This is a genomic window from Cellulosimicrobium sp. SJTW-1, assembly GCF_047716875.1.
GTDB lineage: Bacteria > Actinomycetota > Actinomycetes > Actinomycetales > Cellulomonadaceae > Cellulosimicrobium > Cellulosimicrobium funkei.
The window spans coordinates 1,700,960-1,724,967 of sequence record NZ_CP136680.1; the positions used below are offsets into that span (position 1 = coordinate 1,700,960).

General features: G+C 75.7%; 19 protein-coding genes. 15 read left to right on the forward strand and 4 right to left on the reverse strand.

All coding sequences use genetic code 11. The annotated features are described in order from the left end of the window. Positions 1 to 32: 32 nt before the first annotated feature. A complete protein-coding gene (locus tag RSE42_RS07730) occupies positions 33 to 956 on the reverse strand; it encodes an Fpg/Nei family DNA glycosylase (protein WP_034652473.1) in 924 nt (307 codons plus the stop codon). Positions 957 to 989: 33 nt separating this feature from the next. On the opposite strand from RSE42_RS07730, the gene RSE42_RS07735 reads away from it, so the two are divergent. After that, complete coding sequence (locus RSE42_RS07735) at positions 990 to 2,873, forward strand: proline--tRNA ligase (protein WP_051876593.1); 1,884 nt, start codon at positions 990 to 992, stop codon at positions 2,871 to 2,873. Between the two features lie 168 nt (positions 2,874 to 3,041). Here the strand turns inward: RSE42_RS07735 and RSE42_RS07740 are convergent, their stop codons facing one another. Further along, complete coding sequence (locus tag RSE42_RS07740) at positions 3,042 to 4,163, reverse strand: DUF4439 domain-containing protein (RefSeq protein WP_170982094.1); 1,122 nt, start codon at positions 4,161 to 4,163, stop codon at positions 3,042 to 3,044. Between the two features lie 147 nt (positions 4,164 to 4,310). Here RSE42_RS07740 and rimP point away from each other — a divergent pair, with 147 nt between their 5' ends. The 9 genes from rimP (at position 4,311) to RSE42_RS07785 (ending at position 14,449) form a co-directional block, all read left to right on the forward strand. Then, on the forward strand, positions 4,311 to 4,916 hold the full coding sequence (rimP, locus tag RSE42_RS07745; protein ID WP_043660152.1) for a ribosome maturation factor RimP: 606 nt from the start codon (positions 4,311 to 4,313) through the stop codon (positions 4,914 to 4,916). A gap of 2 nt (positions 4,917 to 4,918) precedes the next feature. After that, on the forward strand, positions 4,919 to 5,980 hold the full coding sequence (nusA, locus tag RSE42_RS07750) for a transcription termination factor NusA (protein WP_021482697.1): 1,062 nt from the start codon (positions 4,919 to 4,921) through the stop codon (positions 5,978 to 5,980). Positions 5,981 to 6,061: 81 nt separating this feature from the next. Next, positions 6,062 to 6,385 carry a YlxR family protein gene (locus RSE42_RS07755; protein WP_232322583.1) on the forward strand — a complete coding sequence of 108 codons (324 nt, stop codon included), beginning with the start codon at positions 6,062 to 6,064 and terminating at the stop codon, positions 6,383 to 6,385. Positions 6,386 to 6,542: 157 nt separating this feature from the next. Continuing rightward, entirely contained in the window at positions 6,543 to 9,401 is a 2,859-nt protein-coding gene (gene infB / locus RSE42_RS07760; RefSeq protein ID WP_415298473.1) for a translation initiation factor IF-2, read from the forward strand. A 187-nt stretch (positions 9,402 to 9,588) separates the two neighbouring features. Beyond that, the gene (gene rbfA / locus RSE42_RS07765; RefSeq protein WP_043659091.1) at positions 9,589 to 10,041 is read left to right on the forward strand and encodes a 30S ribosome-binding factor RbfA; all 453 of its coding nucleotides are present in this window, start codon (positions 9,589 to 9,591) and stop codon (positions 10,039 to 10,041) included. 4 nt (positions 10,042 to 10,045) lie between these two features. Then, entirely contained in the window at positions 10,046 to 11,026 is a 981-nt protein-coding gene (gene truB, locus RSE42_RS07770; RefSeq protein WP_415298475.1) for a tRNA pseudouridine(55) synthase TruB, read from the forward strand. Between the two features lie 149 nt (positions 11,027 to 11,175). Continuing rightward, a complete protein-coding gene (locus RSE42_RS07775; protein ID WP_137280307.1) occupies positions 11,176 to 12,210 on the forward strand; it encodes a bifunctional riboflavin kinase/FAD synthetase in 1,035 nt (344 codons plus the stop codon). Positions 12,211 to 12,212: 2 nt separating this feature from the next. Further along, the gene (locus RSE42_RS07780; RefSeq protein WP_137280308.1) at positions 12,213 to 12,905 is read left to right on the forward strand and encodes an ABC transporter ATP-binding protein; all 693 of its coding nucleotides are present in this window, start codon (positions 12,213 to 12,215) and stop codon (positions 12,903 to 12,905) included. 2 nt (positions 12,906 to 12,907) lie between these two features. Beyond that, positions 12,908 to 14,449 (forward strand): DUF6297 family protein, encoded by a 1,542-nt coding sequence (locus RSE42_RS07785; RefSeq protein WP_415298478.1) that lies wholly within the window; start codon positions 12,908 to 12,910, stop codon positions 14,447 to 14,449. A gap of 31 nt (positions 14,450 to 14,480) precedes the next feature. Here the strand turns inward: RSE42_RS07785 and RSE42_RS07790 are convergent, their stop codons facing one another. Both RSE42_RS07790 and RSE42_RS07795 read right to left on the reverse strand, forming a co-directional pair. Continuing rightward, positions 14,481 to 15,227, reverse strand: coding sequence for an ABC transporter ATP-binding protein (locus tag RSE42_RS07790; protein WP_415298480.1), 747 nt, complete (start codon positions 15,225 to 15,227; stop codon positions 14,481 to 14,483). Positions 15,228 to 15,267: 40 nt separating this feature from the next. Continuing rightward, positions 15,268 to 16,434 (reverse strand): FtsX-like permease family protein, encoded by a 1,167-nt coding sequence (locus RSE42_RS07795; RefSeq protein WP_171467761.1) that lies wholly within the window; start codon positions 16,432 to 16,434, stop codon positions 15,268 to 15,270. 237 nt (positions 16,435 to 16,671) lie between these two features. On the opposite strand from RSE42_RS07795, the gene RSE42_RS07800 reads away from it, so the two are divergent. The 5 genes from RSE42_RS07800 to RSE42_RS07820 all read left to right on the forward strand — a co-directional run bounded on the left by RSE42_RS07800 (position 16,672) and on the right by RSE42_RS07820 (position 24,007). Further along, positions 16,672 to 18,159 carry a sensor histidine kinase gene (locus RSE42_RS07800; RefSeq protein ID WP_415298481.1) on the forward strand — a complete coding sequence of 496 codons (1,488 nt, stop codon included), beginning with the start codon at positions 16,672 to 16,674 and terminating at the stop codon, positions 18,157 to 18,159. Next, entirely contained in the window at positions 18,156 to 18,794 is a 639-nt protein-coding gene (locus tag RSE42_RS07805) for a response regulator (protein WP_415298483.1), read from the forward strand. Before RSE42_RS07800 ends, RSE42_RS07805 begins: the two co-directional genes overlap by 4 nt. Positions 18,795 to 19,101: 307 nt before the next feature. Next, positions 19,102 to 21,048, forward strand: a complete 1,947-nt coding sequence (locus tag RSE42_RS07810; RefSeq protein ID WP_415298485.1) for a peroxidase family protein — start codon at positions 19,102 to 19,104, stop codon at positions 21,046 to 21,048. 152 nt (positions 21,049 to 21,200) lie between these two features. Continuing rightward, positions 21,201 to 21,470 (forward strand): 30S ribosomal protein S15, encoded by a 270-nt coding sequence (gene rpsO / locus RSE42_RS07815; RefSeq protein ID WP_021479897.1) that lies wholly within the window; start codon positions 21,201 to 21,203, stop codon positions 21,468 to 21,470. Positions 21,471 to 21,781: 311 nt separating this feature from the next. After that, positions 21,782 to 24,007 carry a polyribonucleotide nucleotidyltransferase gene (locus RSE42_RS07820; RefSeq protein ID WP_114553551.1) on the forward strand — a complete coding sequence of 742 codons (2,226 nt, stop codon included), beginning with the start codon at positions 21,782 to 21,784 and terminating at the stop codon, positions 24,005 to 24,007. Position 24,008: the final 1 nt, after the last annotated feature.

The window sequence follows — 24,008 nt, forward strand, 5'->3', positions numbered from 1 at the left end:
GCCCCGCAGGGCGCGCCCCGCCCGGCGGGTCCTCACTTGAGCAGGCGCGACATCCGCCGGTCGGCGAGGACCTGGCCCCCGGTCTGGCACGTCGGGCAGTACTGGAGGCTGCGGTCGGCGAAGCTGACCTCGCGCACGGTGTCGCCGCACACGGGACAGGGCAGACCCGTGCGCCCGTGCACGCGCATCCCCGCGCGCTTCGCGTCCTTGAGCTCGGCGGCCGGCTTGCCCGACGCCGCCGCCACGGCCTCGGCGAGCACCTCGCCCACGGCGGCGTGCACGCGCGCGACCTCGTCGGGCGTGAACGAGCGCGTGAGCTTGAACGGGCTCGTGCGCGCCGCGTGCAGGATGTCGTCGGAGTAGGCGTTCCCGATCCCGGCGATCGACGACTGGTCGCGCAGCAGCCCCTTCACCTGCTGGTTGCGCGCCGCCATGAGCGCCCCGAGCGCCTCGGGCGTGAAGGCCGGGTCGAGCGGCTCCACGCCCAGCGTCTCGATCGCCCGGACCTCCTCCGGGTGCCGCACGACGTGCACCGCGAGCCGCTTGCGCGTCCCGGCCTCCGTGAGGTCGAACCCGGAGCCGTCGTCGAACCGCACGCGCAGCGCGAGCACCGCGGCCTTCCCGCCACCGCTGCCGCCGAGGCGCGGGCGGACGGGCGTCGTCGGGGCCTTCTCGGACCAGCGCAGCCACCCGCCCCGGGCGAGGTGGAACACGAGGTGGACCTCGGCGTCGGGCCCGGGCACGCCGGTCCCGACGCCGGTCTCGGCGAGCACGAGGTCGAGCCACTTGCCGTGCCGTCGGGCGCCCGTGACGACCCGCCCCACCAGGGCCGAGACCGGCGGGTCGAACGTCTTGAGCGCGGCGATCTGCGCGACGTCCGCGGCCACGACGGTGCGACCGGTCGCGCGGTCGTCGAGGAACCGGGCGAGGGCCTCGACCTCGGGCAGCTCGGGCATGGGGACATCCTCCCCGCCGGTAGGGTGGGGCGCATGTCTTCCGTCACGTCCGGCGCGCCCGCCGCGGCCTCCACCCGCGTCCGGGGCGCCGACCTCCTGCGCCTGTCCACCCTGTTCGTCCGGACGCTGCGCGAGGACCCGGCCGACGCCGAGGTCGCGAGCCACCGGCTCCTCGTGCGGGCGGGCTACATCCGTCGCGCCGCCCCCGGCATCTACACCTGGCTCCCGCTCGGCCTGCGCGTGCTGCGCAAGGTCGAGGACGTGGTCCGCGAGGAGATGGCGGCCGCGGGCGCGCAGGAGGTGCACTTCCCGGCGCTGCTGCCCAAGGAGCCGTACGAGGCGACGGGCCGCTGGACGGAGTACGGGCCGAACATCTTCCGTCTCAAGGACCGCAAGGACGGGGACTACCTCCTCGCGCCCACCCACGAGGAGATGTTCACGCTCCTCGTCAAGGACCTGTACTCGTCGTACAAGGACCTGCCGCTGACGATCTACCAGATCCAGACGAAGTACCGCGACGAGGCGCGTCCCCGCGCGGGCCTCATCCGCGGGCGCGAGTTCGTCATGAAGGACGCGTACTCGTTCGACACGACGGACGAGGGCCTCGAGCGCTCGTACGAGGCGCAGCGCGCGGCCTACCGGCGCATCTTCGACCGGCTCGGGCTCGAGTACGTCATCGTCGCGGCCACGTCCGGCGCGATGGGCGGGTCGCGCTCCGAGGAGTTCCTCACCCCGACCGCGATCGGCGAGGACACGTTCGTGCGCTCGCCCGGGGGCTACGCCGCGAACGTCGAGGCTGTCGTCACGCCGGTGCCCGAGGCGGTCGACTACGCCGACGCCCCGGCCGCGCACGTCGAGGACACGCCCGACACCCCCACCATCGCCTCGCTGGTCGAGCTCGCGAACGCGCGCTACCCCCGCGAGGACCGCGCGTGGACGGCGGCCGACACGCTGAAGAACGTCGTGCTCGCCCTGACGCACCCGGACGGCCGCCGCGAGGTCGTCGTCGTCGGGCTGCCGGGCGACCGCGAGGTCGACCTCAAGCGCGTGGGCGCGGCGTTCGAGCCCGCCGAGGTCGAGCCGGCCACGGACGCCGACTTCGCCGCCCACCCCGAGCTCGTCAAGGGCTACATCGGCCCGCAGGTGCTCGGCCCGAACGCGCGCCGCGAGGCACCCGCGGACGGCGACGCGTCCGACGCGTCGGCGGGGGAGACCCCCGAGCGGCACTCGGTGCGCTACTTGCTCGACCCGCGCGTCGTCGCCGGCACGCGCTGGATCACCGGCGCGAACGCGCCCGGCCGCCACGTGTTCGACCTCGTCGCCGAGCGCGACTTCGCCGCCGACGGCACGGTCGAGGCCGCGGAGGTGCGCGCGGGCGACCTCGCGCCCGACGGCTCGGGCCCGCTCGAGCTCGCGCGCGGCATCGAGATCGGCCACATCTTCGCGCTCGGCCGCAAGTACGCCCAGGCCCTCGGCCTCACGGTGCTCGACGAGAACGGCAAGCAGGTCGTCGTGACGATGGGCTCCTACGGGATCGGCGTCACGCGCGTCCTCGCGGCGCTCGCGGAGGCGAACCACGACGACGCCGGGCTCGCGTGGCCCGCGCACGTCGCGCCCGCGCAGGTGCACGTCGTCGCCACGGGCAAGGACGCGAGCGTGTTCGAGGAGGCCGAGCGCCTCGCGACCGAGCTCGCCGGCCGGGGCGTCGAGGTGATCTACGACGACCGGCCCAAGGTCTCGCCCGGCGTGAAGTTCAAGGACGCCGAGCTCCTCGGCGTGCCGCTCCTGCTCGTCGTGGGCCGCGGCCTGGCCGACGGCGTCGTCGAGGTCCGCCCGCGCGCGGGCGAGGCGGCGCAGGTCGCCGTCGAGGACGCCGTCGAGCACGTCGCGGGCCGGGTCGCCGAGCTCCTCGGCTGACCGTCCGCGCAGCCTCGGGGCGCCCCGGTCCGGACCTCCGGGCCGGGGCGCTCTGCTGCGCTCACGGCCGTGCGGTGTGGCGCTCCGGTGCGCGCTGCGCGGGGTCGTCGGTGCACCAGGGCGCCCGCGGGAGCCGGCGTCGCGCCCGTGCGTGCGAGCCGGGCGCGTTCAGCCTGCCGTCTGCTCCGGCAGGCCCGGGAACGCGACGGGCGCCTCGCCCCACGCGACGGCGCTCGCCCACGCGTCCGCGAGGAGCGCGACGGCCTCGGTCCGGGACGTCGGGGCCGCCGCGGCGACGAGGCTCGCGTACGTCTGCGCGAGCCCCGACTCGACCTGGCGCGCGAGCGCGGCCGTGTCCGTGCCGTCGGGCAGCGCGTAGGCGACGCGACGCGGGTCCTGCGGCGTCCCGTCGGTGCCCGCGGCGAGGGCCCAGCCTTGCGCGCGGGCGCGGTGCTGTGCGGCGCGCGCGACCGCGGCGGTGCGCACGTCGCCCTCCGACTGCGCGGCGCGCACCTCGTAGCCGTACCCGGCCGCGTCCTCCGCCTCGACGAGCGTCGCGAGGTCCGCGGCGCCGACCCCGCCGGGCGCCTCGTCGACGGGCGGCGGATCGGCGAGGCCTGCCGCGGCCGTCGAGCCCGTGGCCGCGGCGAGCCGCTGAGCCGAGACGTGCTCCGAGGCGGCGACCGACGCGAGGAGCCGCGCGAGCCGGGCGTCCGGCGAGGCGTCGGCCGCCGCGCCCGTGCGCCCGGCCGCGCCCACGAGCGCGGTGACGACGTCGTCCGTCGTCGCGGTGCCGGGGGCGGGCGTGCCCGCCGCGTCCGTGCTCGTCCCCGTGGTCCCGGGGTCGGACGTCGTCCCGTCCGCGCCCGGGGCGGCGGTACCGGTCCCCGGGGCGTCGGTTCCGGCCTCGCCCGCGACGTCGCCCTCGGGCTCCGCGGGGTCCTCGAGGCCCGAGTCGTAGACCCCGCCGAGCGCGTCGACGTGCTGCTCGGCGAACGCGGCGGCCTCGCCGAGCACCGCGAGCGCGGCCGGGTCGGTCACGCGCGGCGTGACGTCCGCCACCAGCGCGGCGACCGCGAGCGCGTCGTCGACCGCCCCGGAGCGGAGCACCTCGACCGTGTCGGGGGAGGGCTCCGTGGGCGGCGGCGTGTCCAGCCGGACGCCGCACCCGGCCGCCAGGACGCCCGTCGCGAGCACCGTGACGACCGCGAGCAGACGGCCGGCACGGGCCGCGGGACGGGTCCGCCGGGCTCGGGGGGCGGCGTCGGCCGCGGTCGCGTGGGGAGTCATCGGGGGCGATGATGTCACGTCCGGGGCCCGCGAGTCGTTAGGCTGGTCCCCGTTCCGACGTCCCGCGAGCGGGGCTCGGAGCACCCGAGACAACAACACACCGGTCGTCTGGCGTACCCGGCGTGGGACACGGACAGGAGCTGAGTCATGGCAGGGCAGGCGGGCGGTCAGTCCGGCAGAGGGTCCGGAGGCGACGCGGCGGCGCACGCGCTCCGGGAGAGCGTCCGCGAGGCGGTCGAGCCCGCGGTCCGCGACGCCGGGCTCCACCTCGAGGACGTCACGGTGTCGCGCGCGGGTGCCCGTTCGGTGGTGCGCGTCGTGCTGGACCTCCCCGACGACGTCGAGGGCAGCCTCGACCTGGACGCGGTGGCCGAGGCCACGCGCCCGATCTCCGCGGCGCTGGACACGGTGGACCCGCTCCACGGCGCGTACACGCTCGAGGTCTCGACGCCGGGCACGGACCGTCCGCTCACCGAGCCGCGCCACTTCCGGCGCGCCCGCGGCCGTCTCGTGCGGCTCGTCCTGGCCGACGGCGGCACGCTCGAGGGCCGGCTGCGCTCCGGTTCGGCGGTCGAGACCGAGCTGGTCCTCGACGTCCCCGGCGCGCGCGGCGCGGTGACCGAGCGCGTGGTGCCGCTCGCCGACGTCGTGCGCGGCGAGGTGCAGGTCGAGCTCAAGCGCGCCCTCGAGGCGGACCTGCCCGAGCTCGACGGCTCCGCCGACGAGACGACCGACCACGACGAGGAGGCCTGACGATGGACGTGGACATGAGCGCGCTGCGCCTGCTGGAGCGCGAGCGGGACATCAGCCTCGACGTGCTCGTCGCGGCGATCGAGCAGGCCCTGCTCTCGGCGTACCACCGCACCCCCGACGCGTACACCCGTGCGCGCGTCGAGCTCGACCGCAAGACGGGCCACGTGACGGTGTGGGCGCGCGAGGAGCTGCCGGCTCCCGAGACCGACGACGAGGACGCCCCGCGCGGCCCCGTCGAGTACGGTCCCGAGTTCGACCACACGCCCGCCGACTTCGGGCGCATCGCGACCTCGACCGCACGCCAGGTCATCGTCCAGCGCCTGCGCGACGCGGAGGACGACCAGATCCTCGGCACGTTCCGCGGGAAGGAGGGCGAGGTCCTCGCGGGCGTCATCCAGCAGGGCCGCGACCCGCGCGTCGTGCTCGTGGACGTGGGCGGCACGGAGGCCGTGCTCCCGCCGCACGAGCAGGTCCCCACGGAGGAGTACGTGCACGGCGAGCGCCTGCGCGCCTACGTGCTCGAGGTCGCCCGGGGAATGAAGGGCGCGCAGATCACGTTGAGCCGCACGCACCCGAACCTCGTCCGCAAGCTCTTCGAGCTCGAGGTCCCCGAGGTCGCCGACGGCTCGGTGGAGATCACCGCCATCGCGCGCGAGGCGGGGCACCGCACCAAGGTCGCCGTCCGCTCGCGCGTCCCGGGGCTCGGAGCCAAGGGCGCGTGCATCGGGCCCATGGGCTCGCGCGTGCGCGCGGTCATGGCGGAGCTCCACGGCGAGAAGATCGACATCGTCGACCACAGCGACGACCCGGCCCAGTTCGTGGCCAACGCGCTGTCCCCGGCGCGTGTGTCGTCGGTCACGGTGGTCGACGAGGTGGCGCGCGCCGCGCGCGTCGTCGTCCCGGACTTCCAGCTCTCCCTCGCGATCGGCAAGGAGGGGCAGAACGCCCGCCTGGCCGCGAAGCTCACGGGGTGGCGCATCGACATCCGCTCGGACGAGGGCGGCGCCCCGGCCGAGGGGTCGGACGGTGCCGCTCCCGCAGGTCCTCGCGCTGCCGACCGGTAGCCGCGGAGCGTGGGACGGTCACGGATGACGGACCGGCGCGGTAGACTGTCATCGACCGGGCCGCGAGCCCGCACCTCGACCATGCCCCCGGACTCCACGACCCTTCCCGTTCCGACGGGATCGGGTCCGGTCCGCACGTGCGTCGGGTGCAGGCAGCGCGACCTGCGGTCAGCTCTTCTCCGTCTGGTCCTCGACCGGTCCGGCGCGGGCACCGACGAGCCACGGCTCGTGGTGGACGCCGGGCGGTCGCTGCCGGGTCGCGGTGCGTGGCTCCACGCGTCGACCCGGTGCCTCGAGACGGCGGAACGCCGGCGGGCCGTCCCGCGGGCCCTGCGTGTCGCCGGGCCCCTCGACCTCGCCGCGGTCCGCGCCGTGATCGAGGCCCGTCCGGGAGAGCACCTCTGAGCCATGCGTCACGGCCCCGTCCGTACGGGGCCGCCAGCACGACACGTCGACAAGGAAGCGGGTTAGAAGCCGATGGGCACCCGATGAGTACCCAGCGATGAGCACCCAGCACTAACGACGGTCCTCCCTGTCCGGGGCGGGCCGAGACAGGAGAGTTGTGGCAAAGGTCCGCGTCTACGAGCTCGCGAAGGAGCTCGGGGTGGAAAGCAAGACCATCATGACCAAGCTGACGGAGCTCGGTGAGTTCGTCCGCTCGGCATCCTCGACCATCGAGCCACCGGTGGTCCGCAAGCTGCGCGACGCCTTCCCCGCCGGGGGTGGCGGCGCGAGCAAGCCCGCGGCACCCGCCGCGCGTCCGGCCGCGCCGAAGCCGGCCCCGAAGCCGGAGGTCAAGGCCGAGCCGGCCGCGCCGGCTCCGCAGGCCCCGCAGGCCGCGGCCCCCGCCGAGCCGGCCGCGCTGGCCCCGAAGGCTCCGGCACCCGCCGCGCCCGCGGCGCCGGCCCCGAAGGCTCCGGCACCCCAGGCTCCCGCGGCGCAGCGTCCGACGCCCGCGCCCGCGCAGAAGCCCACCGCCTCGCCCAAGCCGGGCGGCGGCACGAACGCGCCCGCCCCGCGCCCCGGTGGCTCGGGCGGACGTCCCGGCGCACCGCGTCCGGGGAACAACCCGTTCGCGACCAGCCAGGGCATGCCCCGGCAGGGTGGCCCGCGTCCGGGCGCCCCGCGCCCGGGCAACAACCCGTTCGCCCCGAGCCAGGGCATGCCCCGGCCCGGGTCGCGTCCCGAGCGCACCGAGGGTGCGGCGGCGGCGTCCGGCGAGCGCTCGGGCGGTCCTCGCCCGGGCGGCCCGCGTCCCGCACCGCGTCCGGGCGGCCCGCGCCCCAACCCGGGCATGATGCCCGGCCGCACCTCGATCGGCCGTCCCGGTGAGCGTCCTGCTCCCGGTGGTCGTCCCGGTGGCGGTGGCGGCGGTCGTGGCGGCGGCTTCGGCGGTCGTCCCGGTGGTGGCGGCGCTCCCGGCGGTGGCGGCGGCTTCGCCGGCCGTCCCGGTGGCGGTGGCCGCGGTGGCGCCGGTCGTGGCTCGACGCAGGGCGCCTTCGGGCGCGCCGGCGGTCGCCCGGTCCGTGGGCGGAAGTCGAAGCGCGCGAAGCGCCAGGAGTTCGAGCAGATGCAGGCGCCGTCGCTCGGCGGCGTGCAGGTTCCCCGCGGGAACGGCTCGACCGTCGTGCGGCTGCGTCACGGCTCGTCGCTCAACGACTTCGCCGACAAGATCGACGCGAACCCCGCGAGCCTCGTGACCGTGCTGTTCCACCTCGGTGAGATGGCCACGGCGACGCAGTCGCTCGACGAGGACACGTTCGGTGCCCTCGCGTCCGAGCTCGGCTACGTCATCGAGATGGTCTCGGCCGAGGAGGAGGACCGCGAGCTGCTCGGGTCGTTCGACATCGACCTGGACGCGGAGCTCGAGGCCGAGGGCGACGACGAGCTCGCCGCCCGCCCGCCGGTCGTCACCGTCATGGGTCACGTCGACCACGGAAAGACCAAGCTCCTCGACGCCATCCGCCAGACGGACGTCGTCGCGGGCGAGGCCGGCGGCATCACCCAGCACATCGGTGCGTACCAGGTGCGCCACGAGCACGAGGGCGTCGACCGCGCCATCACCTTCATCGACACCCCGGGTCACGAGGCGTTCACCGCCATGCGTGCCCGTGGTGCCCAGGTGACGGACATCGCGATCCTCGTCGTGGCCGCGGACGACGGCGTGATGCCGCAGACCATCGAGGCGCTCAACCACGCCCAGGCGGCGAACGTGCCGATCGTGGTCGCGGTGAACAAGGTGGACAAGGAGTCGGCGAACCCGGCCAAGATCCGCCAGCAGCTCACCGAGTACAACCTGGTGGCCGAGGAGTACGGCGGCGACACGATGTTCGTCGACGTGTCCGCGAAGCAGAACATGGGCATCGACGACCTCCTCGAGGCCGTCCTGCTCACGGCCGACGCCTCGCTCGACCTGCGTGCGAACCCCGACAAGGACGCGCGCGGCGTCGCCATCGAGGCGAACCTGGACAAGGGCCGCGGCGCCGTCGCGACCGTCCTCGTCCAGTCCGGCACGCTGCACGTCGGTGATGCGATCGTCGCCGGCACGGCCCACGGCCGTGTCCGGGCGATGTTCGACGAGCACGGCAACGCCGTGACCGAGGCGGGCCCCGCCCGTCCGGTCCTCGTGCTGGGTCTCGCGTCCGTGCCGAGCGCGGGCGACACGTTCCTCGTGGCGCCCGACGAGCGCACGGCCCGCCAGATCGCCGAGAAGCGCGAGGCTGCCGAGCGCGCCGCCCTCCTGGCCAAGCGCCGCAAGCGCATCAGCCTCGAGGACTTCACGCAGGCTCTCCAGCAGGGCAAGGTCGAGACCCTCAACCTCGTCCTCAAGGGCGACGTGTCCGGTGCCGTCGAGGCCCTCGAGGACGCGCTGCTCAAGATCGACGTGGGCGACGAGGTCGAGCTGCGCGTCATCCACCGCGGTGTCGGTGCGATCACGCAGAACGACGTCAACCTCGCGACGGTCGACAACGCGATCATCATCGGCTTCAACGTGAAGTACGGCGAGCGCGTCGAGGACCTGGCCGAGCGCGAGGGCGTCGACGTCCGCTTCTACTCGATCATCTACCAGGCGATCGAGGACGTGGAGGCCGCGCTCAAGGGCATGCTCAAGCCGGAGTACGAGGAGGCCCAGCTGGGCACGGCGGAGATCCGCGAGATCTTCCGCTCCTCCAAGTTCGGCAACATCGCCGGCTCGATCGTCCGGTCGGGCGAGATCCGCCGCAACGCCAAGGCGCGCGTCCTGCGCGACGGCAAGGTCGTGGGGGACAACCTCACGGTCGAGTCGCTCAAGCGGTTCAAGGACGACGCCACCGAGGTCCGCGAGGGCTTCGAGTGCGGTATCGGTCTGGGCTCGTTCAACGACCTCCAGGTCGGCGACACCATCGAGACGTTCGAGATGCGCGAGAAGCCGCGCTCCTGACGCTCGTCACGCCCGGGGGCGGTCACGGTCATCGTGGCCGCCCCCGGGCGTTCGTCACCCCGCGGTCGTCATCACCCGCAGTCGTCAGTCAGCACCCCACCGCGGTCACCCACCCGGCCGGTGGGCGCCGTTCGACGTACGGTCGTCGGGACCGTCGCCGGAAGGCTCGGCACGAAAGGAAGAAGACATGGTCGACCACCCCCGGGCGAGGAAGCTCGCCGACCGCATCAAGGAGATCGTCGCGCAGATGCTCGACACGCGGATCAAGGACCCGCGCCTCGGGTTCGTCACGGTCACGGACGTCCGTGTCACCGGTGACCTGCAGAACGCCTCGGTGTTCTACACCGTCTACGGGACGGACGAGGAGCGGGCCGGGACGGCCGCCGCGCTGGAGAGCGCGAAGGGCCTCATCCGGTCGGAGGTCGGCAAGCAGACCGGCATCCGCCTCACTCCGGCGATCGAGTTCCACCTCGACGCGGTGCCCGAGACGGCGGCGCACCTCGACGCCGCGCTCGTGGAGGCCCGCCGGCGCGACGCCGAGCTCGCCGCCCTGCGCGAGGGCAAGCCGTTCGCCGGGGACGCCGACCCGTACCGCACGTCGGAGGACGCGGACGCCGTCGCCGACGACGACCGGGCCTGACCGCGTGGGCGCACGCCCGTCCGCGACCGACCGTCGGGAGCGACGCCCCGTCGCTCCCGACGGTCTCGTCGTCGTCGACAAGCCCGCCGGCTGGACGAGCCACGACGTCGTCGGCCGTGGCCGACGCCTCGCCGGCACGCGCAAGGTCGGCCACGCGGGCACGCTCGACCCCATGGCCACGGGCGTGCTCGTGCTCGGCGTCGGGCGCGCGACGAAGCTGCTGACGTACGTCGTCGGCGCCGACAAGGACTACGACGCGACGATCCGCCTCGGTGCGGCGACCACGACCGACGACGCGGAGGGCGAGGTGCTCTCGCGGGCGGACGCGTCCGCCGTCGTGCGGGCCGACCTCGAGGCGGGGATCGCCGGCCTCACCGGCGAGATCCTCCAGGTGCCGAGCACGGTGAGCGCGATCAAGGTCGACGGGCAGCGCGCGTACGCGCGGGCCCGCGCGGGCGAGGAGGTCGCGCTGGCGGCGCGGCCCGTCGTCGTCTCGCGCTTCGACGTGCTCGCGGTGCGGCCCGTGGCGCCGGGGGAGCAGGGCGTCCCCGACGACGCGCCGCCCGCGCTCGACGTCGACGTCACCGTGACCGTGTCGTCGGGGACGTACGTGCGCGCGCTCGCGCGCGACCTCGGGTCGGCGCTCGGCGTCGGCGGCCACCTCACGGCGCTGCGGCGCACGCGGGTGGGCGGGTACGGGCTCGACGTCGCCTCGACGCTCGAGGAGCTCGAGGCCCAGGCGGACCGCGACGGCGTGCTCGCGACCCTGCCGCTCGCGCAGGCGGCCCGTGCGACGTTCCCCGTGCGCGAGCTGACCCCGGAGCAGGCGACCGCGCTGTCGTACGGGCAGTGGGTCGACGCGACCGGGACGCCCGGCACGACGGCGGCGATGTCCCCGACGGGCGAGCTCGTGGCGCTCGTGGAGGACACCCGCCGCCGCGGCAAGGACCTCGCCCGGCCGGTCCTCGTGCTCGCTCCCGCCTGACGCGTCCGGTTCGGCGTCGTGCCCGGGGCGTGGCAGTCTTGTCCAGCGCGGTCCCGGTGCCTCCCCGTCCGGTCCGCCGCCCCCCGTCGGCACGGGCGGCCGCCCCGGGCGGCACCCGCGGCCTTCCTGCTCACCTGAGGAGTTCTCGCGTGCACCTGTGGACGGACCTGAGCCAGGTTCCCCCGGGTTTCGGCCCGTCGGTCGTGACGATCGGCAACTTCGACGGCGTCCACCGCGGGCACGCCCAGGTGCTCGGGCGCATCGTCGACCTGGCGCGCGAGCGCGACGCCCGCGCCGTGGCCGTGACGTTCCACCCGCACCCGTCGGCCGTGCACCGCCCCCAGAGCGCGCCCGAGCTCATCACGGGCATCGCGGACCGGGTCGAGCTGCTCGCCGCGACGGGCCTGGACGCGGTCCTGCTCGTGGAGTACACGCTCGAGTTCGCGCGGCAGACGCCGGAGGAGTTCGTGCGCGCCTACCTCGTCGACGGCCTGCACGCGGGCGCCGTCGTCGTCGGGCACGACGTCCGCTTCGGCCGCGACAACGCGGGCACCATGGAGACGATGGTCGCGCTCGGCGCGCGGTACGGCTTCGACGTGGTCGCGATCGACGACGTCGGCCAGCACCAGGGCGTGCCGGTCACCGACGAGGAGACGCCGGGCGACTCGCAGGTGCGTTGGTCCTCGACGGGCGTGCGCGCGCTGCTCGCGGCGGGCGACGTGCGCGAGGCGGCCCGCATCCTCGGCCGGTCCCACCGCGTGCGCGGCACCGTCGTGCACGGCGACGCGCGGGGGCGCGAACTGGGTTTCCCGACGGCCAACCTCGGCTCGATCAGCGGCATGGTCCCGGCCGACGGCGTCTACGCGGGCTGGCTCGAGCGACCGCAGCTCGCGGGCGCCGATCCCCGCCACGCGGACGTGCGCCTGCCGGCGGCGATCTCGATCGGCACCAACCCGACGTTCGACGGCGTCGAGCGCCGGGTCGAGGCGTACGTCCTCGACCGTGCGGACCTTGACCTGTACGACGAGGACGTGGTCCTGGAGCTCGTCGAGCGGCTGCGCCCGACGCTGCGCTTCGACGGCATCGAGCCGCTCGTGGCGCAGATGCACGACGACGTCGCGCGCGCCCGGGAGATCCTCGCCGCCCCGGGCGGGGAGCCGGTCGCGACGACGCCGGGCGCCTGACCGTGGCCGCCCCGGCACCCGTGCTCGAGGCGCGCGCGCTGCGCGTCGGCTACGCGGACGTCGCGGTGTGCGCGCCCGTCGACCTCGCCGTGGTGCCGGGCGAGCTGGTCGTGGTGATCGGCGCCAACGGGAGCGGCAAGTCGACGCTCCTGCGCACGCTGCTCGGTCTCCAGGCGCCGCTCGGCGGTGCGGTGCGCGCGTTCGGGCGCGACGTGGACGAGCGCGAGCGCGACTTCCGGGCGCGCGTCGCGGGCGTGCTCGACGACGACGCGTTCTTCCCGGCGCTCACGGTCCGCGAGCACCTCGTCCTCGTCGCGCGAGGGCACGGCGTGCCGGGGGCCGGGGCCGTCGTGGACGAGCTGCTCGACCGGTTCGGGATCGCGGAGCAGGGTCGGTCGCTCCCGTCGGCGCTCTCCTCCGGCCAGCGGCGACGCTTCCTGCTCGCCTCGGGCTTCGTGCGGCCCCGTGAGCTGCTCGTCCTCGACGAGCCCGAGCAGCGGCTCGACCCGGGGATGCGGGAGCGCCTCGCGGCGCTGCTCGTCGAGGACGCGCGCAGCGGCGTGGCCGTGGTCCTCGCCACGCACGACCCCGAGCTCGTCGAACGCACGGGCGCGCGCGGCCTGCTGGTCGACGACGACCGGTGCGTCCCGCTCGCCCCGGCCGACGTCCACGCGGCGCTCCTGGCGGTGCGCTGACCGTGCCGCACGGAGCGAGCGCGCTGCGCTCCGACCCGGACGAGCTGCTGACCGGTCGCGAGCTGCGCCGTCTCACCGCCCGTGCCGCGGCCGCGCGGGCCGACGCCGGGCCGGGCGAGATCGTCGTCGACGTCGCCTACGCCGTGGTGTCCGTCGCGCTCGCGACGGGCTGGGTCGTCGGGTTCGCCTCGATGCTGCGCTCGACGCTCGCGACCGCCGCGCCGGCGGGCGGGCCGCCCGTGCTAGGACCGGGGGCCGTCCAGGCGCTCGGCACGACGGCGCTGCTCGCGTTCCTCACAGGCACCGCCGTGCGCCTGGGCCCGGTCGGCGCCGGCGGGGGCGGGGTGCGGTGGTGGGTGCCGACGCCCGCCGACCGGCGGGGTCTCGTGTCGCCGTCGTTCGCGCGCGCCGTCGTGCTGGGTGCCGGGCTCGGAGCGCTGGGGAGCGCCGTCGTCGCGGTCGCGGCCGGCCTGGACGCGGTGCCCGCGCTGCGGGCCGGTGCGACCGGCGGCGCCCTCGGCCTGCTCCTCGTCGCGGTCGCGGGACTCGCCCAGCCGTCGGCCCGCGCCGCCGGGCTGCTCGCGCGGGCGAGCGACGTCGCGGTCGCGGCCGTGCCGGTCGTGGGTCTCGCGCTCGTCGTCGCCCGACGACCGGGTCTCCCGCCGCTCGGTGCGCCGCTCGTCGTCGTGCTCGGTCTGCTCGCCGTCGCGGCGCTGCTCGTGCTGCGGTGGTGGCGCGGGCTGGAGTCCCTCGGCGCGACGGTGCTGCGCGCGCAGAGCGCGGTCGCGGACCAGGTGGGTGGCGCCGTGCTGTCCTTCGACACGCGCGACCTCGGCCGGGCTCTGCGCCGGGCCGGCGCCGCCCGGGTCCGGGTGCGTCGGCCGCACCGGTTCGCCGCGGTGCGCGGTCCCGTCGGCGCGGTGGTCGCGGCCGACCTCGTGCTGCTGGGCCGCAGCCCGTCGGCGCTCGCGCAGCTCGTCGGTCTCGCCGCCCTCACGGTCGTCGCGCAGCAGGTGCCCGGCCTGGGCTCCGGCTTCGGTCTCTTCGCCCTGCTCGTCGCGGCGGGCCTCGGCGCGGCGGTGCTCGGCGCGGAGGGGGCGCGCACGGCCGAGATGGCCCCGGTCGTCGACGCGCTCGTGCCCCTCCGCGCGCGCTGGGTGCGGCTCGCGCGCGGCGTCGTCCCGACGCTCACGGCGACGGCCTGCCTCGTCGCCGGCGCGGCCCCGCTCGCGCTCGGGACGGGGGACGCGCGCTGGCTCGGGGTCGCGGTGCTCGCGGCGGTCGTCCAGGGCGCCGCCGCCGTGCGCAGCGCGTACCGCGAGCCGCCGGACTGGGGCGGGCCGCTGCTCGCGACACCCTCGGGCGGTCTGCCGACGGGCGCCGCGGCCGTGCTGCGCAAGGGGCCCGACGTCGCGGTGCTCGGCACGGTCCCGCTCGGGGTCGCCCTGCTCGTCGGTACGCCCGGGTGGGGCGTCGTGGTGGCCCAGGCGCTGGCCGCCGTCGTGGCGGTCGCGGTCGCGACCCGCGTGCGCGCGGTCCGCTGACCCGACCGCGGCCGGAGCGCGCGGTGCGTCGTCAGGCCGCCGCGGGCGCCGGGACGAGGCGGCCGTCCGCGAGGTGGACCCGCGCGTCGACCGGGTCGAGCGTCGCCTCGTCGTGCGAGACGAGCAGCGTCGCCGCGTCGAGCTCGCGCGCGAGCCGCACGACCAGCTCCACCACCTGCACGCCGCGCTCGTGGTCGAGCGCCGACGTCGGCTCGTCCACGAGGAGCACCTCGGGGTCGTTCATGAGCGCGCGGGCGATCGCGACGCGCTGGCGCTGCCCGCCCGAGAGGTGCTCGGGCCGGCGGTCCGCGCGGTCGGCGACCCCGACGGCGTCGAGCAGCGCGAGGGCGTGCGCGCGGCGCGACGCGGGGGAGCGGCCGCGCAGGTGGCTCATGAGCTCGAGCTGCTCGAGCACGGTGAGCGACGCGACGAGCTGCGGCTGCTGGAACACGAGCCCGATGCGCTCGCGGCGCAGCGCCGCCGCCCGGTCGGCCGCGCGCCGCGCGCGCCGCCGGCTGCGCCGTCCGGCCGCGTCCCCGGGCTCGGTGCCGGGGTCGAGCGGTGCGCTGACGACGTCGGGCCCCACCCGCACGACGCCCGACGTCGGCGGCGTGAGCGTCGCCGCGACGGCGAGCAGGCTGGACTTGCCGGCGCCGGACGGGCCGAGCAGCGCCGTCGTGGTGCCCGAGGGCACGGTGAGGGAGACGTCGTCGACGGCGACGAGGACGCCGTCGCCGTCGGGGTAGGTGAGTCGGACACGGTCGAGGACGAGGTCCACCAGGAGCTCCTGAGGGTCGGTACGGACGAGAGGGAGTAGGTCAGCGGGCCGCGAGCGCCGCGTGCGGGTCGACGCGCGCGACCCGCGTCACGGCGAGGACCGCGCCGAGGCCGCCGAGCACGACGAGCACGACGGCGGGCACGAGGGTCGTCGAGAGGTCGACGACGACCGGCATGACCTGGGACGCGAGCAGTCCCGCGCCGGCCGCGAGGGCCGTGCCGACGCCGACGCCCACGCCCAGCACGACGCCGGCCTGGCCGATCGCGTCGCGCAGCAGGTAGCGCGTCGAGGCGCCGAGCGCGCGCAGCACCGCGACGTCGCCCGCGCGCTGGATGGTCCAGACGGTGAAGAACGCACCGACGACGAGCGCGGAGATCGCGAGGAGGAAGACCTGCATGAGGGTCAGGGAGAGGTTCTCGGCGGTGAACGACGAGATGGCCGAGCGCGCCTCGCGCGGCGTCGCGGTCACGGTGCCGACGCGGGCGTCCGTGGCGGCGAGCACGTCCGCGGTCGGGGGGTCGTCGCCGAACCGCAGGGTGACGACGGTGGCCACCTGCCCGGCTGCCGCGTCGTCGGTCGAGGCGCTGTCGGCAGGCGTGCCGTCGGACGTGGTGCCGACGGGCGAGGCGCCGCCCCGGGCGCCGACGGCCTGCCAGTCGTCGAGGGCCACCCAGACGACCGGCGTGTGCGCGTAGTCCGCCTCGCCGTCCGCGACGGCGGAGACCGTCAGGTCGAGCGGCCCGGCGTCCACCTGGTCGCCCACGTCGGCGCCGAGCGCGTCGGCCGCGCCGCGGGAGAGCACGGCGGTGCCGGGAGAGACGTCGGCACCGCCGTCGTCGGTGCCGGGCACGAGCCCCGAGCCGGGCCGCACCCCGAACGCGGTGACGGCGGCCGTCGCGTCGCCGGACGCGCGCACGGTCGCGACGCCGAGCGGCTCCGCGGCGTCGACCCCGGGGACGGCGGCCCAGGCGTCCGTCTGTGCCGCTGTCACCTCGGACTCCGTGAAGGTGGGGGACGCGCCCTCGGCCGGGGGCGCGAAGGCGACGCGATCGACCGGCAGGTCGGTCACCGCGGAGGTGCTCGCGCGGCCGAGGCCCGCGGTGAGCGCCGCGAGGAAGGCGACGAGGAACGTGATGAGCGCGACGACGACCGTCATGAGCGCGAAGCGACCGCGCGCGTGACGCAGGTCGCGCAGGGCGAGGAACACGGGGAGACCTCCGGGGTTCGAGGGCAGCGAGTGGGACAGAGTGCGGGGGCGGGGACGCGCTCCGGCGAGCACGAGCGGTCGTGCGTCGCAGGACCCGTCCCGACGTCCCGTCCACCGTCCCGCGTCCGCGCGCGCCCCGGATCACCGGCCCGATCGGTCCTGGGGCGCCGCAGGGACGAGCCCGGGATCGACCGTTCGGACGATGCCGGGTCGCGGCGCCGTGGCTAGGGTGACGGCGTGATCCCGCCCGGACCCGAGCCCGCCGAGCCTGCCGCGCTCGCGGGCCGTGCTGCGCCGTCGGGCCGTGCGTCGTCGGGCCATGCATCGGTCGACCGTGCGACGTCGGCGGCGGGTCGCGTCGCGCCGGTCGTGCCGGCCGCGACGCGGTGGCTGCGGCGCGGCCTGGACGTGCTGCTCGTCGGGCTGGTCGCGCTCGCGGTGGCGGGCGCGCTCGTCACGTCGACGGCGCGGGGCGCGGGCGCCGTGCTGCTCGGCGCGGCCCTGCTCGCGCTGTACGTGGTGGGCCGTCGTCGGGTCCCCGTGCCCGTCGACGTGCGCGCGCCGCGCGGTGCGTGGTGGCCCGCGGGGGCGTGGGTGACCGGTCTCGTGGCCCTCTGGGTCGGGCTGTCGCTCGTCACGACGACCGCCGTCTGGGTCGCGTTCCCCCTGATGTTCGTCGCGATGCACGTCCTCGGCCCGCGCCGGGGCCCGGTCGCGGTCGCGGTGGTCGTCGTGCTCGTCGTGGGCGTCATGGCCGCGTGGACCGCGCGCGTCGCGCTGCCGTTCGTGCTCGGGCCGGCCATCGGCGGGGCCGTCGCGGTCGTCGTCGTCCTCGCCCTGGAGGCGGTCGTGCGGGAGTCCCAGGAGCGTCAGCGCACGCTCGACGAGCTCGTGCGCACCCGGGACGAGCTCGCGGCGTCGGAGCGGGAGCGGGCGGTGGCGGCCGAGCGCGAGCGCCTGGCGCGCGAGATCCACGACACGCTCGCCCAGGGTTTCTCGTCCGCCGAGCTGCTCCTGCGCGCGGCCCGGACCGCGCTCGACGCCGGCGACGCGGGGACCGCGCGCGGGTACGTCGAGCAGACGCGCGAGGTCGCCCGGCACAACCTCGCCGAGGCGCGCCGCGTCGTGCGCGCGCTGGCGCCGGCCGACCTCGCGTCGTCGAACCTCGTCGGGGCCCTGCGCCGCGTCGCGGACCGGGCGTCCGGACGCGCCGCCGAGGGCGGGCCGCGCGTCGTCGTGCGGGTGAGCGGCGAGCCCGTCCCGCTGCCGACCGAGGTCGAGGCCGCCCTGCTGCGCGTGGCGCAGTCCGCGCTCGCCAACGTCGAACGGCACGCCGGTGCGACGCGGGCCGCCGTCACCGTGAGCTTCCTCGCGGGCACCGGGCCGGGGGACGACGCGGTCGCGCTCGACGTGGTCGACGACGGGCGCGGCTTCGACCCGGACGCCCTCCCCGCGCCGGCGGCGGACCGGCCCGGCGGCTTCGGCCTCGGCGCCATGCGCGCGCGGGTCGCGGACCTCGGGGGCACGCTGTCGGTGGAGTCCGCGCCGGGGGCGGGCACGGCGGTGGCCGCCTGGGTGCCGCTCGCGGCGACGACCGGGACCCGGTCGGGCGCGGCTGCCGACCACCGGGCCGACGACCCGGCCGACGACCCGGCCGACCGCCCCGCCGACCGCCCGGCCGACACCCGGACCGAGACCGACGCCTGCACCGAGGAGGAGCGATGACCGGGACCGCCGTGGACGTCGTCCTCGCGGACGACCACCCCGTCGTGCGGACCGGCCTGCGCGCCGTGCTGGAGGCCGAGCCGGACGTGCGGGTCGTCGCCGAGGTCGGCTCCGCCGAGGAGCTGATCGCGCGGCTGCGCGGCGGGCTGCGGGCCGACGTCGTGCTGCTCGACCTGCAGTTCGGCCCCGGCCGACTCGGGGGCGTGGACGCGGTCCGCGAGATCGTCGCGACGGACGGTCCGCCCGTGCTCGTCGTCACGACCTACGACGCGGACGCCGACATCCTCGCCGCGGTCGAGGCGGGCGCTCGCGGCTACCTGCTCAAGGACGCGCCGACCCACGAGCTCGTCGCCGCCGTGCGCGCGGCCGCGGCGGGCGAGGTCGCCCTCGGCCCGGCGGTGCAGCGGCGGCTGCTCGGCCGGCTGCGCAGCCCGGGCACGGCGCTCACGGCGCGCGAGCTCGAGGTGCTCGCGCTCGTCGCCGAGGGGCGCACGAACGACGAGATCGCGCACGAGCTGTTCCTCTCGCGCGCGACCGTGAAGACGCACCTCGTGCACGTCTACGACAAGCTCGGCGCGCCGTCGCGCACGGCCGCCGTCGCCGAGGCCCGGCGCCGCGGCCTCCTGCGGGGCTGAGCCCGGCCGGGCCGTCGCGGCGTGTCCGCGGGGTCCTCGCCCGAGACGTCGTGCGGGCGTCGTCGGGACCGTCCTCGAGACCGTCACCGCACCGTCCTGCGGGCGCTGCCCGGTCGTGTCACGACACCGGCGCCGGGCCCTCCCTCCGGGTGAGCGGCGCCGTCGTGCACGGCGCCCAGGCGGCCGCGCGGTCCTCGGGCTGCGGCCCGGGGGCGGTCGCACCCGTCCCCGCGCGCGCACGCCCGCGGGGGCGCCGGCGGCCCGCCGCGCGGGCCGCACGAAGACCTCCGACAGAGAGGGCAGAGCCATGGAGGCTCAGCAGCAACCGGCGGCTCCCGTCGCCGAGACCGTCGTCGACGACGTCGCACCCGACGCCGTCGACCAGGCGTCCACCCCGGTCGGCCGGACCGTCCGCAGCGTCGGGCACGGGTCGGCCGTCGTCCCCGACGAGGTCGCGACCGATGCGGACGTGGACCCGGCGGAGTCGGACGCACCGCTCCTGCCCGCGGCCGAGGCCGCGGTGGCGCGGGACCTCGAGCACCACCGGTACGACTCCACGACCGCGTTCGACTACCTGTTCCCGCAGCTCGCGGAGCGCTTCCCGCGGTTCCACCTCCCGGTCGGGAACGGCGCGACGGCCGCGACCGTCGCCGCGCTGAAGACGCTCGGGGCGGCGATGGTCGCCCGGCCCGTCTCCCCGCCCGGGCAGCCGCCGCGCAGCCTCGACTCGCACGTGCCGGCCGTGTACACGTACTGGGGCCAGTTCATCGACCACGACATCACGCTCAACACCAACGGCCCCGACACGACGACGGGCCGGGACGGGGACCAGGCGCTCGGCGACGTCGACGCCGTGCCCTTCCAGGTCTTCGCGCCGTGGGTCGTGGTGCGCTCGCTCCACAACGGGCGCCACCCGGCGCTCAACCTCGACTCCCTGTACGGCAGCGGGCCGCGGTTCGAGGGCGAGCGCGGGTACCGCACGACGCGCAGCGAGGCGTCGTACGTGCCGGGCTCGGCGAAGCTGCGGCTCGGCCGCATCTCCACCGAGCCGCTCGTCGTCCCCGGCGGGCCCTCGTTCTCGCTCGTGGCGCCCGGCGACGACGCGCAGCGCGACCTGCCGCGCGACGACGGCGGCGCGCCGCTGATCCCGGACGGGCGCAACGACGAGAACCTCGTGGTCGCCCAGCTCCACCTCGCGATGATCCGGTTCCACAACGCCGTCGTGGACTGGGTGGACGACGCCGAGCCCTGGACCCGGCTCACGGGCGGGGAGCGCGGCGTGTTCGAGCGCGCGAGCCAGCTCGTGCGGTGGCACTACCAGTGGCTCGTGGTCAACGACTACCTGCGCACCCTCACCAAGCCGGGCGTGCTCGACGCGACGCTCCTGCGCGACACGTCGTTCTTCCGGCCCCGGTACCCGATCTCCATGCCGCTCGAGTTCGCGGTCGCGGCGTTCCGGTTCGGGCACTCGATGATCCGCGACTCCTACGACTTCAACGTCAACTTCACGGGCCCGCCGCCCGCGAACGCGAGCCTGACGCAGCTCTTCCAGTTCACGGGGAACGGCGGCAGCCTGCGTCCGGGACCGCAGGGCACCCCGGTCCTGCCGTCCAACTGGCCGATCGAGTGGGCGCGGTTCGTCGACAAGGGCGACCCGCGGACGTTCCGCGCGGCGGAGAAGATCGACACGTTCCTCGCGCCGAGCCTGGGCACGATGGTCAAGGAGGGGAACCTGCCGCCCGAGCCGCCCGCGCACACGCCGGCCCAGCTCGTCGCCAGCGCGCTCCAGAAGCAGCTCGCGCAGCGCAACCTGCTGCGTGGCTACATGCTCGCGCTGCCCACGGGCGAGGCCGTCGCGGCGGCCTTCGGGGTCGTCCCGCTCACCCCGGCCCAGCTCGAGGACCGGGCGAGCGACGACGTGAAGCAGGCGCTCGCGGCCCTGCGGGACGGCGATCACGGCGGCACCCCGCTGTGGTACTACGTCCTCAAGGAGGCCGAGCTCCAGGGCGACGGCAGCTTCCTCGGCGAGGTCGGCAGCCGCGTGCTCGCGGAGACGTTCGTGTACCTGCTGCGGCAGGACGACACGTCGTACGTGCGCACGAGCAACCACTGGACGCCCGCGCAGGGCGTGCACTTCGAGGACGGGTCGCTCGTCCTCACACTGCCGGACCTGCTCCGGTTCGCCGGGGTGCTGCCCGACGCCGCGGGCCGGTTCCGCGGTGACGGCACGGCCGGGCACGACGGCGCCCCCTGAGGCACGACGCGCGGTCCGGCCGGGACGACGGGGCCGCGGCGGGCGACGGCGCGTCCACCTGGTAAGATGGATGCGCCGTCTGACCGGCCGCGGACAGAGAGAGCCCGGGAGATCCGTCCCGGCGCACCGCGCAACGAACCCGAAGGAGAACCGTGCCGCTCGACACTGCCACGAAGCAGCGCATCATGACCGAGTACGCGACGAGCGAGGGCGACACCGGTTCGCCCGAGGTCCAGGTCGCGCTCCTCACGCAGCGCATCAAGGACCTCACCGAGCACCTCAAGGAGCACAAGCACGACCACCACAGCCGTCGTGGTCTGCTCCTCCTCGTCGGCCAGCGCCGTCGCCTGCTCGGCTACCTGCAGAAGGTCGACATCAACCGCTACCGGAGCCTCATCGAGCGCCTCGGTCTGCGTCGCTGACACGACACCGCCAGCCCGGTCCCTGCGGGGACCGGGCTGGTCTGGTGTGATGTACCCGTCACACCCCGGCTGAGCACCACCCAGCCGCACACCACCCACCGCGCCGCCGGCCTCTCGTTCGGTCCTCGGTAGTGGCTCACGGACCCCCACGGCACCGTCCTCGGACGGACCGGTGCGGGAACCGCCGTGGACCTCGATCGAAGACCGCCGAGCGTCGAGTGCGACCGGAGCCCCTGCGCCACGCGCCGGGGCGCGGACCGGAACCCTCGACAGGGCTACCCGGGCGGCGCTTCGAGAAAGGGAGGGCACCCGTGGAGGGTCCCGAGATCCAGTTCGCCGAGGCCACGATCGACAACGGTCGCTTCGGCACCCGCACCGTCCGGTTCGAGACCGGGCGCCTCGCTCGTCAGGCCGCCGGCTCCGTCGCCGCGTACCTCGACGACGAGACCATGCTCCTGTCGGCCACGACGGCCGGCAAGCACCCCAAGGAGCAGTTCGACTTCTTCCCGCTGACGGTGGACGTCGAGGAGCGCATGTACGCCGCGGGCCGCATCCCCGGCTCGTTCTTCCGCCGCGAGGGTCGCCCCTCGACGGACGCGATCCTCGCGTGCCGCCTCATCGACCGCCCGCTGCGCCCGCTCTTCGTCAAGGGCCTGCGCAACGAGGTCCAGGTCGTCATCACGGTCCTCGCGCTCCACCCGGACGACGCGTACGACACGCTCGCGATCAACGCCGCGTCGGCGTCGACCCAGATCTCCGGCCTGCCGTTCTCCGGCCCGGTCGGCGCGGTCCGCATCGCGCTGGTCGACGGCCAGTGGGTCGCGTTCCCCAAGTACTCCGACAAGGAGCGCGCGGTCTTCGACATGGTCGTGGCCGGCCGCGTCGTCGGCGACGACGTCGCGATCGCGATGATCGAGGCCGAGGCGACCGACGGCGCCTGGGGCCTCGTCAAGGACGAGGGCGTGGCGGCGCCGACCGAGGAGGTCGTCGCCGAGGGCATCGAGGCGGCCAAGCCGTTCATCAAGGCGCTGTGCGACGCGCAGTCGGCGCTCGCCGCGCAGGCCGCGAAGCCCGTCAAGGAGTACCCGGTCTTCCTGGACTACCAGGACGACGCGTTCGCCGCGGTCGAGGCCGAGGTCGCGACGGACCTGCGCGAGGCGCTCGCCGTCGCGGACAAGCAGGACCGCGAGAACCGTCTCGACGAGATCAAGAACGAGATGGTGGGCAAGCTCCAGGCCGGGTTCGACGGCCGCGAGAAGGAGCTCTCCGCCGCGTACCGCGCGCTCCAGAAGAAGCTCGTGCGCCAGCGCGTGCTCACCGACGGCGTGCGCATCGACGGTCGTGGGCTCGCGGACATCCGCACTCTGTCGGCCGAGGTCGAGGTGCTGCCGCGCGTGCACGGCTCCGCGCTCTTCGAGCGTGGCGAGACCCAGATCATGGGCGTCACCACGCTGAACATGCTCCGCATGGAGCAGCAGATCGACTCGCTCGGTCCGGAGACGCGCAAGCGCTACATGCACAACTACAACTTCCCGCCCTACTCGACCGGCGAGACCGGCCGCGTGGGCAGCCCGAAGCGCCGCGAGATCGGCCACGGCGCGCTCGCCGAGCGTGCGCTCGTGCCGGTGCTGCCGAGCCGCGAGGAGTTCCCCTACGCGATCCGCCAGGTGTCCGAGGCCCTCGGCTCCAACGGCTCGACGTCCATGGGCTCCGTGTGCGCCTCGACGCTCTCGCTCCTCAACGCGGGCGTGCCGCTGCGCGCCCCTGTCGCGGGCATCGCGATGGGCCTCATCTCCGACACGGTGGACGGTGAGACCCGCTACGCGGCGCTCACCGACATCCTCGGTGCCGAGGACGCGTTCGGCGACATGGACTTCAAGGTCGCCGGCACGCGCGAGTTCGTCACGGCCATCCAGCTCGACACCAAGCTCGACGGCATCCCCGCGTCGGTCCTCGCCGGTGCGCTGACCCAGGCGCGCGACGCGCGCCTGACGATCCTCGACGTGCTCGCCGAGGCCATCGACGTGCCCGACGAGATGTCCCCGAACGCCCCGCGCGTCATCTCCGTGAAGGTGCCGGTCGACAAGATCGGCGAGGTCATCGGCCCCAAGGGCAAGATGATCAACCAGATCCAGGAGGAGACGGGCGCGGACATCTCCATCGAGGACGACGGCACCGTGTACATCGGCGCCGTCGACGGCCCGTCGGCCGAGGCCGCCCGCGCGGCGATCAACGCGATCGCCAACCCGCACGTCCCGGAGATCGGCGAGCGCTTCGTCGGCACGGTCGTCAAGACGACGTCGTTCGGCGCATTCATCTCGCTCTCCCCGGGCAAGGACGGTCTGCTGCACATCAGCCAGATCCGCAAGCTCGTGGGCGGCAAGCGCGTCGAGAACGTCGAGGACGTGCTGTCCATCGGCCAGAAGGTCCAGGTCGAGATCGGCGAGATCGACCCGCGCGGCAAGCTCTCGCTGCACGCCGTGGTCGAGGACGAGGCTCCGGCCGACGCTCCCGCGACCGAGGACGCGGACGCCTGAC

What these genes read in the sequence shown, in the direction of transcription:
- RSE42_RS07730 (WP_034652473.1), bottom strand. Translation starts at nt 956, where the DNA reads ATGCCCGAGCTGCCCGAGGTCGAGGCCCTCGCCCGGTTCCTCGACGAC.
- RSE42_RS07735 (WP_051876593.1), top strand. Translation starts at nt 990, where the DNA reads ATGTCTTCCGTCACGTCCGGCGCGCCCGCCGCGGCCTCCACCCGCGTC.
- RSE42_RS07740 (WP_170982094.1), bottom strand. Translation starts at nt 4,163, where the DNA reads ATGACTCCCCACGCGACCGCGGCCGACGCCGCCCCCCGAGCCCGGCGG.
- rimP (WP_043660152.1), top strand. Translation starts at nt 4,311, where the DNA reads ATGGCAGGGCAGGCGGGCGGTCAGTCCGGCAGAGGGTCCGGAGGCGAC.
- nusA (WP_021482697.1), top strand. Translation starts at nt 4,919, where the DNA reads ATGGACGTGGACATGAGCGCGCTGCGCCTGCTGGAGCGCGAGCGGGAC.
- RSE42_RS07755 (WP_232322583.1), top strand. Translation starts at nt 6,062, where the DNA reads ATGCCCCCGGACTCCACGACCCTTCCCGTTCCGACGGGATCGGGTCCG.
- rbfA (WP_043659091.1), top strand. Translation starts at nt 9,589, where the DNA reads ATGGTCGACCACCCCCGGGCGAGGAAGCTCGCCGACCGCATCAAGGAG.
- RSE42_RS07805 (WP_415298483.1), top strand. Translation starts at nt 18,156, where the DNA reads ATGACCGGGACCGCCGTGGACGTCGTCCTCGCGGACGACCACCCCGTC.
- RSE42_RS07810 (WP_415298485.1), top strand. Translation starts at nt 19,102, where the DNA reads ATGGAGGCTCAGCAGCAACCGGCGGCTCCCGTCGCCGAGACCGTCGTC.